The 14,968-nt window shown below is 65.2% G+C and carries 14 protein-coding genes and 1 tRNA gene; 12 read left to right on the forward strand and 3 right to left on the reverse strand.

Annotated elements, in window-relative coordinates:
• Nucleotides 1-132 precede the first annotated feature (132 nt).
• The gene (locus tag M2331_RS05110; protein WP_264592300.1) at nt 133-942 is read right to left on the reverse strand and encodes an N-formylglutamate amidohydrolase; all 810 of its coding nucleotides are present in this window, start codon (nt 940-942) and stop codon (nt 133-135) included.
• Nucleotides 943-1,176: 234 nt separating this feature from the next.
• Between M2331_RS05110 and cpdR the strand changes: the two genes are divergently transcribed.
• Complete coding sequence (gene cpdR / locus M2331_RS05115; protein ID WP_181561372.1) at nt 1,177-1,554, forward strand: cell cycle two-component system response regulator CpdR; 378 nt, start codon at nt 1,177-1,179, stop codon at nt 1,552-1,554.
• Between the two features lie 53 nt (nt 1,555-1,607).
• Nucleotides 1,608-1,682, forward strand: a tRNA-Val gene (locus M2331_RS05120).
• A gap of 93 nt (nt 1,683-1,775) precedes the next feature.
• Here M2331_RS05120 and M2331_RS05125 read toward each other — a convergent pair.
• Nucleotides 1,776-2,207: a DOPA 4,5-dioxygenase family protein gene (locus M2331_RS05125; protein ID WP_181559274.1), complete on the reverse strand. Its 432-nt coding sequence runs from the start codon at nt 2,205-2,207 to the stop codon at nt 1,776-1,778.
• Nucleotides 2,208-2,394: 187 nt separating this feature from the next.
• Here M2331_RS05125 and M2331_RS05130 point away from each other — a divergent pair, with 187 nt between their 5' ends.
• From M2331_RS05130 to bioB, 3 genes are read left to right on the forward strand one after another with little or no spacing between them, the layout of a single operon-like run.
• Nucleotides 2,395-3,669 carry an O-acetylhomoserine aminocarboxypropyltransferase gene (locus M2331_RS05130; RefSeq protein ID WP_264584772.1) on the forward strand — a complete coding sequence of 425 codons (1,275 nt, stop codon included), beginning with the start codon at nt 2,395-2,397 and terminating at the stop codon, nt 3,667-3,669.
• Nucleotides 3,670-3,700: 31 nt separating this feature from the next.
• Entirely contained in the window at nt 3,701-4,519 is an 819-nt protein-coding gene (locus tag M2331_RS05135) for a heme-dependent oxidative N-demethylase subunit alpha family protein (protein ID WP_181559276.1), read from the forward strand.
• Nucleotides 4,520-4,535: 16 nt separating this feature from the next.
• Nucleotides 4,536-5,567, forward strand: a complete 1,032-nt coding sequence (gene bioB / locus M2331_RS05140) for a biotin synthase BioB (protein WP_181559277.1) — start codon at nt 4,536-4,538, stop codon at nt 5,565-5,567.
• Between the two features lie 27 nt (nt 5,568-5,594).
• Here bioB and M2331_RS05145 read toward each other — a convergent pair whose 3' ends face one another.
• On the reverse strand, nt 5,595-6,278 hold the full coding sequence (locus M2331_RS05145) for a CDP-alcohol phosphatidyltransferase family protein (RefSeq protein ID WP_181561373.1): 684 nt from the start codon (nt 6,276-6,278) through the stop codon (nt 5,595-5,597).
• A gap of 179 nt (nt 6,279-6,457) precedes the next feature.
• Here M2331_RS05145 and M2331_RS05150 point away from each other — a divergent pair, with 179 nt between their 5' ends.
• From M2331_RS05150 to M2331_RS05180, 7 genes are all read left to right on the forward strand, one after another.
• A complete protein-coding gene (locus tag M2331_RS05150) occupies nt 6,458-7,819 on the forward strand; it encodes an exopolysaccharide biosynthesis polyprenyl glycosylphosphotransferase (RefSeq protein WP_181559278.1) in 1,362 nt (453 codons plus the stop codon).
• Nucleotides 7,820-7,948: 129 nt separating this feature from the next.
• Complete coding sequence (locus tag M2331_RS05155) at nt 7,949-9,088, forward strand: glycosyltransferase (protein ID WP_181559279.1); 1,140 nt, start codon at nt 7,949-7,951, stop codon at nt 9,086-9,088.
• A 66-nt stretch (nt 9,089-9,154) separates the two neighbouring features.
• A complete protein-coding gene (locus M2331_RS05160) occupies nt 9,155-9,895 on the forward strand; it encodes a methyltransferase domain-containing protein (RefSeq protein WP_181559280.1) in 741 nt (246 codons plus the stop codon).
• Nucleotides 9,896-9,911: 16 nt separating this feature from the next.
• On the forward strand, nt 9,912-11,252 hold the full coding sequence (locus tag M2331_RS05165; RefSeq protein WP_181559281.1) for a hypothetical protein: 1,341 nt from the start codon (nt 9,912-9,914) through the stop codon (nt 11,250-11,252).
• Nucleotides 11,249-12,433 carry a glycosyltransferase family 4 protein gene (locus M2331_RS05170; RefSeq protein WP_181559282.1) on the forward strand — a complete coding sequence of 395 codons (1,185 nt, stop codon included), beginning with the start codon at nt 11,249-11,251 and terminating at the stop codon, nt 12,431-12,433. The genes M2331_RS05165 and M2331_RS05170 overlap by 4 nt, the downstream gene beginning before the upstream one ends.
• 5 nt (nt 12,434-12,438) lie before the next feature.
• Nucleotides 12,439-13,203 carry an FkbM family methyltransferase gene (locus M2331_RS05175; protein WP_181561374.1) on the forward strand — a complete coding sequence of 255 codons (765 nt, stop codon included), beginning with the start codon at nt 12,439-12,441 and terminating at the stop codon, nt 13,201-13,203.
• Entirely contained in the window at nt 13,187-14,959 is a 1,773-nt protein-coding gene (locus M2331_RS05180; protein ID WP_181559283.1) for an MFS transporter, read from the forward strand. Before M2331_RS05175 ends, M2331_RS05180 begins: the two co-directional genes overlap by 17 nt.
• Nucleotides 14,960-14,968: the final 9 nt, after the last annotated feature.

Consider the following 14,968-nt stretch of genomic DNA (forward strand, 5'->3'; position numbering starts at 1 on the left):
TGGCTTGTTCCCCCTTTCGAGCCGTTGCGTGGGCGTCCCGCCCTTTCGGGACGTCTCCTCCCTGAACCTGGGCCACCCTGTGCATCGCACGGGGTGGTTTTTTATGGTTAAACGAAGATGGCTCGGGTTGCGCTATTCGGCCGCCAGCGGCCGGGTAAAGTCAATCAGCTCGCGCGAGAGGTGCTCGGCCAGTGTCATAAGCAGGCCCTGCACATCGGCAAGGCCAGGCCCCGGTTCGGCCATTGCCGCATCCAGATAGAGCGACCGATCGAATTCGATCTGAATGGCGTGAACGTCCCGCTCGGGCCGGCCATGTCGCTCAAGAATATGGTTACCCGCATAGGGCGCGTTGATCGCCACCGGCAGCCGGTGCCGGCGGATGACGTCCGCACACAGGTCGGTCAGCCGATCCGTTGCGCTCCGCCCGAATCGGTCGCCGATCACCACGCGCGGAGTCGGTATGTCGGCTGTGGTTGCCTTGAGCGGTGGCATGGAATGAATGTCGAGCAGCAGCGCGATGCCATAGCGACGGCGCGTCACGTCAAGCGCAGCCGCCAGCGCGGCGTGGTAGGGGCGATGGACCTGCTCGATATGCTGGCACAGGACAGCGTAGGGCAGGGGATCGCGCCAGAGACCGCCCGTCGTGGCCAGTCGTTCCGGGATCAGGCCCAGGCCACCGCGCAATTTTGCGCTGCTTTGGCCACGAAAGCTCCATGGCGCCCCCTGGATGCCTCGCAGATCGACTTCCCGCTCGTCGCGATTGAGATCGATCAGGGCGCGGGGCTGGCGCGCGATCAGCACATGATGGCCTTGCTCGATGAGCCTTTCCACCAGCAGATCGGCATAGCGGTCCTCCAGCCCCTGCAAAGCCTTTTGCGAGACGCGGGCCCGCGCGAGCAGGGCGGGGGAATAGTCCCGCCCCGCGTGAGGGACGGCGAACACCAGAGGACCGCAATCACCGGCCACGCCATAGTGATGAAACGCGTCATGACTCCGGGCAGGCTTGGGTCGCAATGGTCCTCCACAGGGCCGCTTGCGGCTGCGAAATTTTCCGCAATTGGCCGCAACTGATGGAAATTCTTAATCGCTTTTCGCATAAAGCAAGGGGTGACGCCAAGGCCTATCAGGCTTTATGGCGGTGTGATCGACGAGTATCCCGGAGGCTTCGGCACGCGCATGTTTCGCATTTTGTTGGCGGAAGACGATGACTCGATGCGGCAGTATCTCGTTCGTGCGCTCGAACGCTCCGGCTATGAGGTCGTGGCGGTGGACCGGGGCACGGCGGCGGTGCCGATCATCGAGGCCGAGCATTTCGATCTGCTGCTAACCGATATCGTGATGCCGGAAATGGACGGCATCGAGCTGGCCCAGCATGTCGCGTCCGTCTCGCCGCATACGCGCGTGATGTTCATCACCGGCTTTGCGGCGGTGACCCTGCGCGCGGGCCGCGTCGCGCCGGAAGCCAAGGTTCTCTCCAAGCCGTTTCACTTGCGCGATCTGGTGATGGAGGTTGATCGCATGTTCAATCGGACCAGCGCAGAGAACCTTCTCTGATATTTGCGCTTGCGCCGCCCTCGCACGTTGCGTAAGGGCCTCTCCTCTCAAGTGGGCGTGTAGCTCAGTGGTAGAGCACTGTGTTGACATCGCAGGGGTCGCAAGTTCAATCCTTGCCACGCCCACCATGGAAAACCCCGCCAGGTTCAACGACTTGGCGGGGTTTTTCTATGTCTGTCGCATGGCTCCGACCTGTGCTGCGGCGAAGGGATACTGCCTCGCTAGATGGTGACTCCGGCAACGGGCGCGGAATTGATCTCACCGACATCATTCGGCTCTGCGCCCTCGGTTGGCAGGCGGTCGCCAAGGATCGCCTGCGGGGCGCCGATCCACAGCGCGTCCTCCAGATGATCGCGCCGCTGGTTCAGCGTATTGGGGTGGATGAGAATGCTCAGTCCACCATGGTTGAGCATCAGCCACGGCACCAGCGTGTCGAACAGGCTGCAAGCAAAGGCGATCTGAAACATGGATTGCGTGTGCGGCCCGACCAGCCGATCGTGCCAGCGCCCCAGCCGAACGGAAAATCGATCGGACACGCCTGCGCGCAGGCGCTCCGCCACCGGGCGCGTCGCGGCATCATAATAAATATGCGCGTGATAGCTGCCGATCTCGGCGATCTGGCGGGGGCGGGGCGTGGAGTCCTGAATGTGCATGGCGTGTCCTGTCTGTGGTGCCTAGTTGGCGATCGGGAGCGATCTCTGCAAGCAGGTGGAGGATCATCGGTCTGTGGGCGCGCGCTGGCGGTAGGCTTTGCGCCGGTGAGGCGCTAAGGAGCCTTTCTGTATGGCGGTCCATGCCGCTGTCGGTCACGCTTCGCGCAAAACAAAGGAGAGCAGCCCCGTGAGCCAGAAGATCGATACCCTCGCTGTCCATGCCGGAACCGAGCCCGACCCGACCACCAAGGCGCGGATCACGCCGATCTACCAGACCGCATCCTATGTGTTCGACGATGCTGATCACGCCGCGCGCCTGTTCGCGCTGCAGGAGTTCGGCAACATCTACACGCGAATCATGAACCCCACCAACGGTGCGCTGGAAGGCAAGATTGCCGCGCTTGAGGGCGGTGCTGCCGCGCTGGCCGTGGCCTCGGGTCATGCCGCGCAGTTCCTGGCGTTCCACACGCTGCTCGAAGCCGGCGATCACATCGTCGCGGCCAAGAAACTCTATGGCGGCTCGCTCAACCAGATCGGTCATAGCTTCAAGAAGATGAGCTGGGGCTCGACCTTCGTGGATGCGGACGATCCGGCCAATATCGCCGCGGCGATCACGGACCGCACGCGCGCCGTGTTCATCGAGAGCCTCGCCAATCCCGGCGGCGTGGTGCAGGATATCGGGGCGATCGCGAAGATCGCGCACGACGCCGGCATTCCACTGATCGTGGATAACACGCTGGCGACGCCTGTGCTGTGCCGCCCGATCGAGCATGGCGCAGACATCGTGGTGCATTCGGTCACCAAGTTCCTCAACGGCCATGGCAATTCCATCGGCGGCGTGATCGTGGACGCCGGCAAGTTCGATTGGGTGAAGTCCGGCAAGTTCCCTGCGCTGACCCAGCCGAACGACTCCTACCACGGCGCCGTGCTGAGCGACGCGGTAGGACCGATTGCCTTCATCATCGCCTGCCGGGTGCTGGGCCTGCGCGATCTGGGGCCTGCGCTGGCGCCGATGAATGCCTTCCTCGCGCTCACTGGCATGGAAACCCTGTCGCTGCGCATGGAGCGGCATTGCGATAACGCGCTGGCGCTGGCGCGGTGGCTCCAGAAGCATCCCAAGGTCGAGTGGGTGCGCTATGCCGGTCTGCCGGACGATCCCTATCATGCGCTCGCGCAGCGTTATCTGGGCGGCAAAGGCGGCGCCGTGTTCACCTTCGGCGTGAAGGGTGGGCGCGAGGCTGGCATCAAGCTCGTCTCCGGCGTCAAGCTGTTCAGCCATCTGGCCAACATCGGCGATACCCGCTCGCTGATTATCCACCCTGCTTCGACCACCCATAGCCAGCTGTCAGAGGCGGAACTGGTCGCAGCTGGCGCCGGGCCGGACGTGGTGCGCGTGTCGGTTGGCATCGAGCATATCGATGACATCATCGCGGACATGGCGCAGGCGCTGGACGCGCTCTGAGGATGGCAGCCGGGCACGGAGGCGGGGCGGCATGACGCTTGGCTTCTCCGTGCCCGATCTGCTGGCCGCCGCGCGAATGGGCCGGGCGATGACCATGGGCCTGCGCCGCGTGCCGGAGGAGGACTGGCTCTGGCCGGACTTCGACCGCGCCGCCCGCGCCGCCGTGTTCGATGCGCACCCGGCGGCGGTGCAGACGCTGCCCGGTGCCTATGGCGCCATCCGCGAACTCGGCGCGATGGTCGGCATTTCAGGAGAGCTGGTCGATATCGCGCGCGGCTGCTGGGAAGATCTGTGCATCATGCAGCAGGCGGAGCCTGGCGGGCCGTGGCAGCTTACCGCCGCTGCGGTGGGCTTCCCGACCGACTGGCGCATTGCGGACAAGATCCGCCGACCGATGGCGCAGATCCATGCGCCCATCCATGGCTATGCCGAGCAATTGGCGCCCGGTGTCGATCATTTCATGAATGGGCTGAAAGCGGGGCCAATTTTCGCGCGGGCCAACTGGTTCATCGTGCCGTCCATGGAGTGGCGCTATCTCCCGACCGTCGATGAGGCCGCCGCGTTTGCGCATGTCACGCCGGACAATGCCGGGCAGACGCTGATCGTCCGCTGCGAACGGCAAACGCTGAGGCGCCTGCCGGAGAGCCGTGCCATCCTCTTCACCATTGGCATCGCTCGAGAGCGGCTGGGCGATCTGCAGGGAGAATGGCCTGTGCGGCTGAGCGCGGCGCTTGCTGCGATGCCCGCCGACGAACAGGCGCGGCGGCTGGTCGGGCGTTATGCGGATGCGCTCAGGCGCTATGCGGATGCCGCCAATGGCAAGAGTGGCTTTTCAAGCGGCTCGGCCTAAGGCAGAGGGGCAGGCTATGACACAGCTTTCATCCGCAGCCGCGCCGGTGACCACCGCCCCCCGCACCGACTGGACGCGCGAGGAAATCGCCGCGCTGTTCGATCTGCCGTTCATGGATCTGCTCTATGAGGCGCAGGGCGTGCATCGGGCCAATCATCCGCGCAACGAGGTGCAGCTCTCGACGCTGCTCTCGATCAAGACCGGCGGCTGCCCGGAGGATTGCGGCTATTGCAACCAGTCCGTCCATGCAGAGACGGGCCTCAAGGCCACCAAGCTGATGGACGTGCGCGCCGTGCTGCAATCCGCCGCGCAGGCCAAGGATGCCGGCTCGGGCCGCTTCTGCATGGGGGCAGCCTGGCGCAACCCCAAGGACCGCGACATGCCCGCCCTCATCGAGATGGTAAAGGGCGTGCGCGAGATGGGCATGGAAACTTGCATGACGCTGGGGATGCTGACGCCCGGTCAGGCGCAGATGCTCGCCGAGGCAGGGCTGGATTATTACAATCACAACATCGACACCGCGCCGGAAAAATATGGCGAGGTGATCACGACGCGCAGCTTTGCCGACCGGATCGAGACGCTGGAAGCCGTGCGCTCTGCCGGGATCAACGTCTGCTGCGGCGGCATTGTGGGCATGGGCGAGACGCGAGAGGATCGCATCGGCTTCATCCACGCGCTGGCGACGATGCCGCATCCGGAGAGCGTGCCGATCAACGCGCTGGTCCCGGTGAAGGGCACCGTGCTCGGCGACATGCTCGCCGATACGCCGCTCGCCAAGATCGATGAGATCGAATTCGTCCGCACTGTGGCGGTGGCGCGGCTCGCCATGCCGCAGGCGATGGTCCGCCTTTCAGCGGGGCGGGAGAGCATGAGCGAGGCCTGTCAGGCGCTCTGCTTCATGGCTGGGGCCAACAGCATCTTCACCGGAGACAAGTTGCTCACCACACCCAATGCCGGCGACGACAGGGATGGCGCGCTGCTCGCCAAGCTCGGCATCGTGGCGATGCAGGCTGCGTCGCATGGTCATCTGGAAGAGGCCGCCGAATAAGGCAGGCTGCGTCGGGCGCCGCGCCGTTTAGCCGCGCCGGGCGTTGTCCGACCGGGACAGTTGACGGCCCGCAACGAGCGTCTGGCTGACGAACAGCACCACGAAGATCACGCCCACGCCGCCAACGATCATGTCGAATGGCGAGATGGCCGGCGCTTTGGTGGGGTCGGTGAGCATCATGCCGATGGTCATGCCGATCAGCACGAAGCGCAGCTCCGTCGGCCCGGCTATGCCATAGGAGAGCTTGAATTCGCCCATCACCCGAGCCGCGAGATAGGCGTGGATGGAGAGCAGCAGATAGCCGACGACCGCGAACATCGCGACGTCCACCCGGACATAGGGGCTGAACCCCATGCCGCCCAGAATGAGCAAGGTCACGATGCCGTCGCAGCTATGGTCGATGAAGTAACCGTAGGATGGCCGCTCAATGTGGCGATAGCGGGCGAGGCTGCCATCCAGCGAGTCGCCGAACCACTGCAACACATAGCCGGCCATCGCCAGCCACAGCCATTGGTCGCCAAAGCTGCTGCCGGCATAACCGACGAAGGTGGCAAGCCCGCCCACCACGCCCAGCGTCGTGAGCATATCGGGCGTGACCCAGCGGGGCATGATGCTGCACAGCCAGTTCAGCAGACGTCTCTCCGGCGCCGCAAGCAGGTTGTTTTGGATCCTGTTCACGGCTGGCGCTGGTCTGTTGGGGCTATGCTGCATCATCTCTCCGCGGCGTTCTAGGGTGGCCGTCATAAAAGGGTCATACACGATATTCCAGCGATGATCCCGAAATCCTGCCCCGGCGCGGGACATATGTTGCTGGAACTGCGACGGATGCCACCGCGCCGCCCACGCACAATCTCGTTGACGGCCCCCGCGCAGGGGCATAGCGCGCGGCCATGGCAGCCAAACCCGCGCAGTCGAAGGAAGCAGCACGCCTGCGCCTCTATCTGCTGAGCATCATGCTCGACATGCTGGTGCTCGGGCTGGCCTTTGCCTTGGCCAATCTTCTGGTACTGGGGTCCCTCATCGGCGAGCCGGGCAAGCCGCATGGCTTGGTGATGGCGGCAATGATCGTGCCCGTCTACGTGCTCATTGCCGTGCATGGCGGCGTCTACGGGATAAGGATGATCGGCAATCGTCGGGCGAGCGCCGCCAAGGCGGTATGGTCGCTGGCGCAAGCGGTGATGTTGACCCTGTTCATCATCTACCTCGGTAAGATCGCCGAGCAATTGTCGCGTCTCACCTTCATGGTCGGCCTCGCTTTGTCTGCCGGCGGGCTGATCGCGGTGCGTCCGCTGATCGACCGGCTGGCAATCTGGCTGGTCGGCACGGTGCCGCACATCACGGTGCTGCTGGTCGATGGCGTCGAGATCGAAACGCCGCGCGATGCCTGGCGGGTGGATGCGCAGGCGATCGGCTTCGATCCCACCGCGCGGGATGCCAAAATGGCCGAGCGCCTCGCCGATGGTGTCGGTGGTGCCGAGCGCGTGGTCGTCGCGTGCCCCGCCGAGCGGATCGCGGACTGGCGCATCGCGCTTACCTCCCTGTCCGCCAAGGGAGAAATCCTGGTGCCGGAGATGCGCCAGTTCGTGCCCGCGAAGGTGAGCGCCTTTGCCGATCATCCGACGCTGGTGGTTGCGGGTGGACCGCTGCTGTTCCGGGACCGGCTGTTGAAGCGCCTGTTCGATCTGGCGATCTGCGTGCCGGCGATCCTGGCGCTCTCGCCGATCCTGATTTTCGGCGCGTTGGCGGTGAAGCTCTCGGGGCCGGGGCCGGTGTTCTTCCGCCAGCAGCGGCTGGGGCGCGATGCGCGACCGTTCATGATCCTCAAATTCCGCACCATGCATATGGCGCTGAGCGACCTCAAGGCGGACAAGCTCACCGAAAAGGACGATCCGCGCGTGACCCGCATCGGCGCCTTTCTGCGGCGCACGAGTATCGATGAACTGCCGCAGCTTTTCAATGTGTTGAAAGGCGATATGAGCATCGTCGGTCCACGCCCGCATGCCCCGGCGGCGAAGGCGGCGCAGAGCCTCTATTGGGAGGTCGATGAGCGCTATTGGGCGCGACATTGCATCAAACCGGGCATGACCGGTCTGGCGCAGGTGCGTGGCCATCGCGGCCCGACCGACCGGCATGAGGATCTCATCAACCGGCTCCAGTCCGATCTTGAATATGTGACTAACTGGTCGATCTGGCGGGACTTGCGGATAATTGTCGCGACGCTGCGGGTGCTGGCGCATGACAATGCATTCTGAGGATGGGCGTTTTGCAGAGGGGCGTTGTGCTCCTGCGAAAGCAGGAGCCCAGGGCGGCAAAGTTCATCTGCTGCGCCCTGTGCTCCTGCTTTCGCAGGAGAACAGGGAAGCCCGGAGGGGACACATGCGATGACGCCCGTCGATGTGATCCTCGCCCTCATCATCGTGCTATGTGCGGTGCTGCTGGTCTGGCCGTTCCTGATCTATCCGCTCATCCTGCGGTTGCTGCCGACCAAGCCGGTCCAGCACGCGGGCGGCGCGGTCCCGCCTACCGTCTCGCTGCTCTTCTGCGCCTATAACGAGGCCGCATCGCTGCCCACGAAGATCGAGAATCTGCGTGCGCTCAAGGCGCGGCATCCGGCATTACAGATCCTCGCCTTCGACGATGGCTCCGGCGATGGCACGGGCGACCTGCTGGGCCAGGCTCAGGACGTCCTCACGCTGCTGCGCGGTCCGGGTCGCAGCGGCAAGGCGCACGGGATGAAGCAACTCGCGGCCATGGCCACGGGCGATATTCTCGTCTTTACCGACGCCAACGTGCTGCTCGACGCAAACGCTATCGATGCGCTACTGCCATATTATGCCGATCCGCAGGTCGGCGGCGTGCTGGGCTCGCTCCGTTATGATGGCGCGGATCGCAGCGCGTCGGCGTCTGTGGGCGCGTTTTACTGGCGGCTCGAGGAGCATCTTAAGGATCTCGAGTCGCGCACCGGCAATGTGATGGGGGCGGACGGATCGATCTTCTCGATCGGGCGCGCGCTGTATCCCGATTTTCCGGATAGCGTGCTGGACGATCTCACCGTCTCCATGGCGGTTGTCTTCGCCGGCCGCCGACTCATCAAGGCCAAAGACGTCATCGCCCGTGAGGCGATGGTAGCCCAGCGCGCCGACGAATATCGTCGCAAGGTGCGCATCGCCGCCCGCAGCTGGCACACGCACCGGCATTTGCGGCCGGGATTGCGGCGGATGAGCAGGCTCGACCGATTCAAATATGGCTCCCGCAAGATCGTGCGCTGGTTCGGCGGGTTATGGATCGGGCTGGCGGTTCTCGCGGCGCTGGCGCTGGCCTGGCGGATCACGCCTGTTGCCGCAGTCGCGCTGGTGGCGGCCGGGCTAGTGCTGGCGATGCTGGGCGCGATGGCGCGGCGCGGGCCGCTCGCAGCGATCTTTGACCTGTTGCTGGCCTATATGGCGACTTTGAAGGGCGTGATGCTCGCCATGCGCGGGCAGACCTTCACGCTGTGGACGCCCGCCAAGTCCCGCGACTGAGGCCGTGCACGCAAAGATGTGCGGTTCCTCTCGCTTTCGGGGTGCAGCATTGTATAGGCTCGCGCCATGATCACCATGCAACGCGTGCGCAAGGCCGCAGGTAAGCATCTCTCGAGAGCGGAACTGGCCGTGCGGTCAGCCTTCGGCGCTGCGCGTGACCGGCATTGCCCGGCCTGCCGGCACGACGTGGTGGGCTTCTTCCGCTATGGCGATGAAGCGGAGTGGGGATGCCTCGATTGCGGCGCATCGCCACGCGAACGGCTGATGCACCATCTTCTTGATGAAGGCGTCATCGCCTTGCCGGCCTGGAGCGCGGTGCTGCATTGCGCACCGGGCGAGGCGAGCTTGATCGAGCGTTTCCGCGCCCATGCCGGCGACTATGTGCCCGCCGATATCGACCCCTCACGCTATGCTGTCCCCGGTGTCCAGCACCTGGACCTGATGGCGATGACCGACGAGTCGCGCTACGACCGCATTTATGCCAGCCATGTGATGGAGCATGTGCCGGACGACGCCGTGGTGCTGCGCAACCTGCTGCGGGCGCTCAAGCCTGGGGGCGAGGCTTGGCTGCTTGTGCCGCTATGGGATCGCCCCAGCGAGGATGGCCCGCCGGATCTCTCTGGCCGCGAGCGGGAGCGGCGCTTCGGCCAGTGGGACCATGTCCGCCAATATGGCCGTGACTTTGCCGAGCGCATCCGCGCGGCCGGCTTCGAGGTGGACCTGATTGATGCCGCGTCCCGCCCGCCCGAGGCGGTGAGGCGGGAGGCGCTGGCAGACACGCTGTTCCGCGCCCGTCGTCCGGCATGATGAGCCTGCGGGGGTGATGGCCGGCCTGATTGCGCTGGCGGGGCGTCTTGAGCGTCATTCCGGGCTGCTCGGGCTGGTGAAGCTGGGCAATGTGGCCCTCGCCATGCTGTGGGGCTTCGTCGTCACCTTCGTGTTCGTGCGCATTCTCCCCCTTGAGGAGTTTCGCGGCTTTCTGCTGCTGGTCGCCTTCGCCAACTTCACCGTGTCCGCCGAGCTTGGCCTGAGCGCCATCGCCTATGCCCGGTTGCGGCGCTTGCGGGTGAGCGGGGAGGGCGCGTTCGATCCCGCCGAGCTGGTCGCCCTGCTGTGGATTCTTGCTGGTCTCGTGGCCTTGGGCGCCGTGCTGATCGGTGGCGCCATCGCGACGGGCTGGCTCAAGACCGACTATCCGGCGCTGTTCATCACCTTCTATCTCGTCGCAGCCTTCAATCTGCTCACCCTGCTGGCGCGGCGGGCGCTGGCGGCGGTCGATCACAATCTCTGGTGGGAAGCGCTGGACAGCATCCGCCGTATCTCCGGCCTCGCGCTGCTATTGGCCGCACTCGGGCCGCTGCCCATCCTCGCCTCGGTGCTCATTCAGCTGGTTGTCGCGCTCGGGGTGCTGTGCACCGGGCTTGCGACCTTTCATGCGACATTGGCGATGCGGCGGCGCGACTGGATCGTGCTGGGGCCAGGGCTGGCGGTGGTGCGCGCGCATTATCTCTCCGATTTCGGTCGGACCGGCGTTCTCACGCTGTGTGATGTGGGCGCCTATAACGCACCCTATTTCACCATCGTGGCGGTGACGCCGGACCCACGGCCGCTGCTGCTCTTCGATTTGGTGTTCAAGCTGTCCCGCTCGCTGTCCGCCGTCATTCGCGCTCTTACGGAGACCGTTCTTCCCGGCCTGACCCGCGCGGCCTATCAGGGCGATGGCGCGGGCGTGCGGCGCGCGGTGCTGCGCTGCCTGGGCTGGTCGCTGGGCGCCACAATGGCCGGCAGTGCCGCGCTGCTGGTCGCAGGAAAGCTGGTCGCCCACATCATATTTAATGGCAATCTCGACCTCCAATATTCTGAAATTGCGATGATGATCGCGCTGCTCCTTGGCCTCAGCTTCATTTGCGTCTCGGTCTATCTGCAATGGGGGTTGGGGCGGTTCGGCGCCTTGCTGCGGCCTTCGATGCTGCTGTTGCTCGGCAGTGTGCTGGCGGTTCCGCTCGCCATGCCCGTGCATGAGAGCCTCGGCTGGACTCTCTCCGCCGGGTTTCTGGCTCTCTACGCCGCTGTTCATGTATCCCTCGGGCTGGTTCATGGGCGTATGCTGATGCATCTGACGGAAGCGCGGAGCGCAGAAGCGCAGGCAAGGGGCAGCGTGTGAAGATTTCGATGATCGACCCCTCGCTGTTCACGCCGCGCTATGATGATGGGCTCTGCGAGGCGCTGGCCGCGCGCGGCAATGAGGTGACGCTGATCGGTCGGCCGATGCGCGAAACCGATGCCATCGTGCCCAAGCGCTACCGCTATGAGCCCCGCTTCTTCCGGATTGGCGAGCGGCTACGGCCGGTGTTGGGCGATGGCCGCGCCGGGCAGATCGCCAAGGCCGCCGATTATGCGCTGGATGCCCGGCTTGGCCGTTTGGGTTCGCTGGCAGGCGATGTGGCGCATTTCCAGTGGTTGCCGCTGGCGATGGTCGACAAGATCTTGCTCGATCGCCTCGCAGGCCGGACGGCGCTGGTCCACACCGTCCACAATGCCCGCCCGTTTCACGGTGAGGATCGCTCCGGCGTGCAGGGGCGCGGCTATGAGGCGCTGCTGCGGCAGTTCGATCTGCTGATCGTCCATGGCGAGCAGACGCGCGAGACGCTGCTCAAGCAGGGGATCGATCGTTCCGACATCGCACTGGTGCCGCATCCGCCGATGACCTTGCGGGAGGCGACGGCGGAGGACCTTGCCGCCGTCCCGCGCGGAACCGTGCCGCGGATCCTCTTCTTCGGCACGATTCGGCCCTATAAGGGGCTGGATTTGCTGGTGCAGGCCTGTCTTGATCTCTGGCGCGACGGGCTTATTTTCGAGCTGGCCATTGCCGGCAAGCCGTTCATGCCGGTGGAGGCGTTTCTGCAAGCCATTCATGGCGGCGGCTTCAGCGAGCGGCTGGTGACCGATCTCGGCTTCCTCACCGAGCATCGGCTCGATGCGCATCTGCGCGCGGCGGACATTCTGGCGTTTCCCTATCGCGAGATCGATTCGAGCGGTGCCTTCCTCTCCGCGCTGCGCTATGGCGCCGCCATGGTAACCAGCGATGCCGGCATGTTCGGCGACCTTCCCGATGCCGTGGCGACGCGCTTTCCGGCGGGCAATGCCCCAGCGTTGGCGGTGGCCCTGCGCCAGCTCATCGTCGATGCGCGCCGTCGGCAGGAGGCGGGCGAGGCCGCGCGCGCCCATGGTCAGGTGATGACGGGATGGGATGTCGCCGCCGCGCAGACGCAGGAGGCCTACCAGGTCGCGCGTGAGCGCTTCGCGGCCAAAACCGGCGGCTCGACCGCGGAGAGCGCGGCATGATCGACCTGCGCCGCTACCGTCGCGAACTGCGCGACCGCTGGCTGGCCGTGCGGCTGAGCCTTGTCGGCCGCCAGCATCAATATGGCGAGATCGTCTCGCTGCGCCGGCTGATCGCGCATTTCGGCATCGATTGCGTGATCGATGTCGGCGCCAATGCCGGGCAATATGCCACCATGTTGCGCAAGGATGTCGGCTTTCGCGGCACGATCCTCTCGTTTGAGCCGCATCCCGAGGTCTGCGCGAAGCTGGTGGAGATCGCCGGCAAGGATGCGCAATGGCACGTCCATAATATCGCCCTGTCGGATCGAGACGGGGAGGCGACCTTCCACCTGATGGCGGCGGACCAGTTCAGCTCGCTCAATGCTCCGCAGGATGGCCTTGAGCAGATTTTTGCCGAGCGCAACAAGGTCACGCGCACCGTCCATGTGCCCTGCGCCCGGCTGGATACGCTGCTGCCCGATCTGGAGCCGGCGCGCGATGCCAAGGCAATTCTGCTCAAGATGGATACGCAGGGGCACGACGCGCAGGTCTGGTCCGGGGCCAGCGCGGTTGCTGCGCGCATCACCGCCGCGCAGACCGAATTGTCGGTGCGCCCGCTCTACGATGGCGCGACGGACTATCGCACGATGATCGCGCTTCTGGAGCGCGGCGGCTTCGTGCCCAATGCCGTGTTCGCCAATAATAAAGGCCATTTCCCGTTGCTGGTGGAAATGGACGGCCTGTTCATTCGCGCAGATCTGGCGCGTGAGGGCAATGTCCCGATCGTCTGACCCGCAGCGCGGGCGCCCGCTGGCTCTCGCAACGGCGCTGGTGGCGGGCGGTCTGCTGTGCCTCGCGCTGAGCTGGGGCACCTGGATGTGGCATTTGCGCGGCCAGCCCGGCCGGAGCATTTCCGAATATCTGTTCGCCCGGCAGGATATGTGGATGCTGGACGCGCAGGCATTTGGCCTTTTGGTCGCGGGTTTTATCGTCGGTCTTCGGGTGCCGCGCGGTCGGCTGGCTGACCAGCGCGTAAGTGGCGGCACCTTTGCCGGGAGGGCGCTCGTTCCCGCCGGCATCCTCCTCGTCGTTCTGCTCGCCTGGCTGGGGCGGACGTGGGTTTTCCATGGCTACAGCGTTTCGCGCGACGAGGTGATGGTCGAGCTGACGGCAGGCGCGCTCGCCCACGGTATGATCGGCTGGCCGATTCCCGAAGCCTGGCTGGAATTCCGCCATGCCATGCAGCCGGAATTCTACAGTCCCTACGGTTCGGATACGCATTGGACGTCGATCTATTTGCCGGTCCATGCCGCAATCCGCAGCCTGTTTCAGCGCGTCGGGCTGGCCGATCTCGCCGCCCCGGTGACCCTCGGCGCGGGCCTCGTCGCGCTCTGGCATATCGCGCGGCGCCTCAACCCGGATCGGCGCGATGCTGCGCTGGTGACGATGGTTATGGCGCTCACCTCCGCGCAATTGCTCGTCACCGGCATGACGCCTTATGCGATGACGAGCCATTTCGCGTTCAACATGATCTGGCTGGCGCTGGTGTTGCGCGGCGGTGCATTGGGACATGGACTGGCCGCATTGGTCGCGATTCTGGCCGCCGGGCTGCATCAATGGCACTTCCCGCTGCTGTTTATCGCGCCGTTCATCCTGTGGATGGCCGCCAATCGCCGCTGGGGTCCGGCGCTGTTCCATATCTGTGTCGCGCTCGCGCTGATGGTGATCTGGGCCCGGCTGTGGCCGATGGCGCTGGCCGAGCTGGTCGGCCCGGCACCGCCGAGCGATGTCCACCGCACCAACAGCATCGTCGACAAGCTGATCAGCCTGTTCGGCCGGCTCGATGATCTCCAGCCGCTGCTGAACATTTCGCGGCTGATCGCCTGGAACAATCTGCTGCTCCTGCCGCTCGCCGGCCTGGCAGTGTTGGGCGTGCGCTGGCGGAGTGTGTGGCGTGACGTGCCGGTGACTGTACCGCTGCTGCTGGGCGTGATCGCCGGTCTCTGCCTTGCGCTGTATCAGGGCTATGGCTGGGGTTTCCGCTATATGCATGGCCAGATCGGCGCGCTGTGCCTGCTTGCCGGGCTGGGCTGGCGCGCCGTCGTACCGCGCGATGCGCGCTACGGCCGGGCGCTGCTGGTGGCCGGTGCTCTGTTCGCGCTGCTGGGCACGCTCTGGCAGGCGCGCGATACCGAGCACTATGTGCGGGGCTATGCCAAGACGATGGCTGCGATCCGCGCGTCTGACGCCGATGTGGTGCTCGTCGATATTCGCGGTGGCTATTTCATGACCGACCTCGTGCGCTTCGGTGCCGATGGTGCGCCCGGCAAACCGGCAGTGATGGCGCTGCAAATGCTGAAGTCCACCGATCTGGCGGCCCTGTGCGCACGCTATGATGTGGCGGTGATGGATTTTCGGCAGTTCCAGCCGCTCGGCGTCTATCCGCTCTCGCCAATCTTTAAGGGGGATGACGGGATCGTCGCGCGGCGCGCCCATCTTGCGCGCATGGGCTGTGACCGGCCGGTGATCGCCTCACCGGCCGGATAGTCTCAGCGC

It is taken from the genome of Sphingobium sp. B10D7B (assembly GCF_025961955.1).
Taxonomy (GTDB): Bacteria; Pseudomonadota; Alphaproteobacteria; order Sphingomonadales; family Sphingomonadaceae; genus Sphingobium.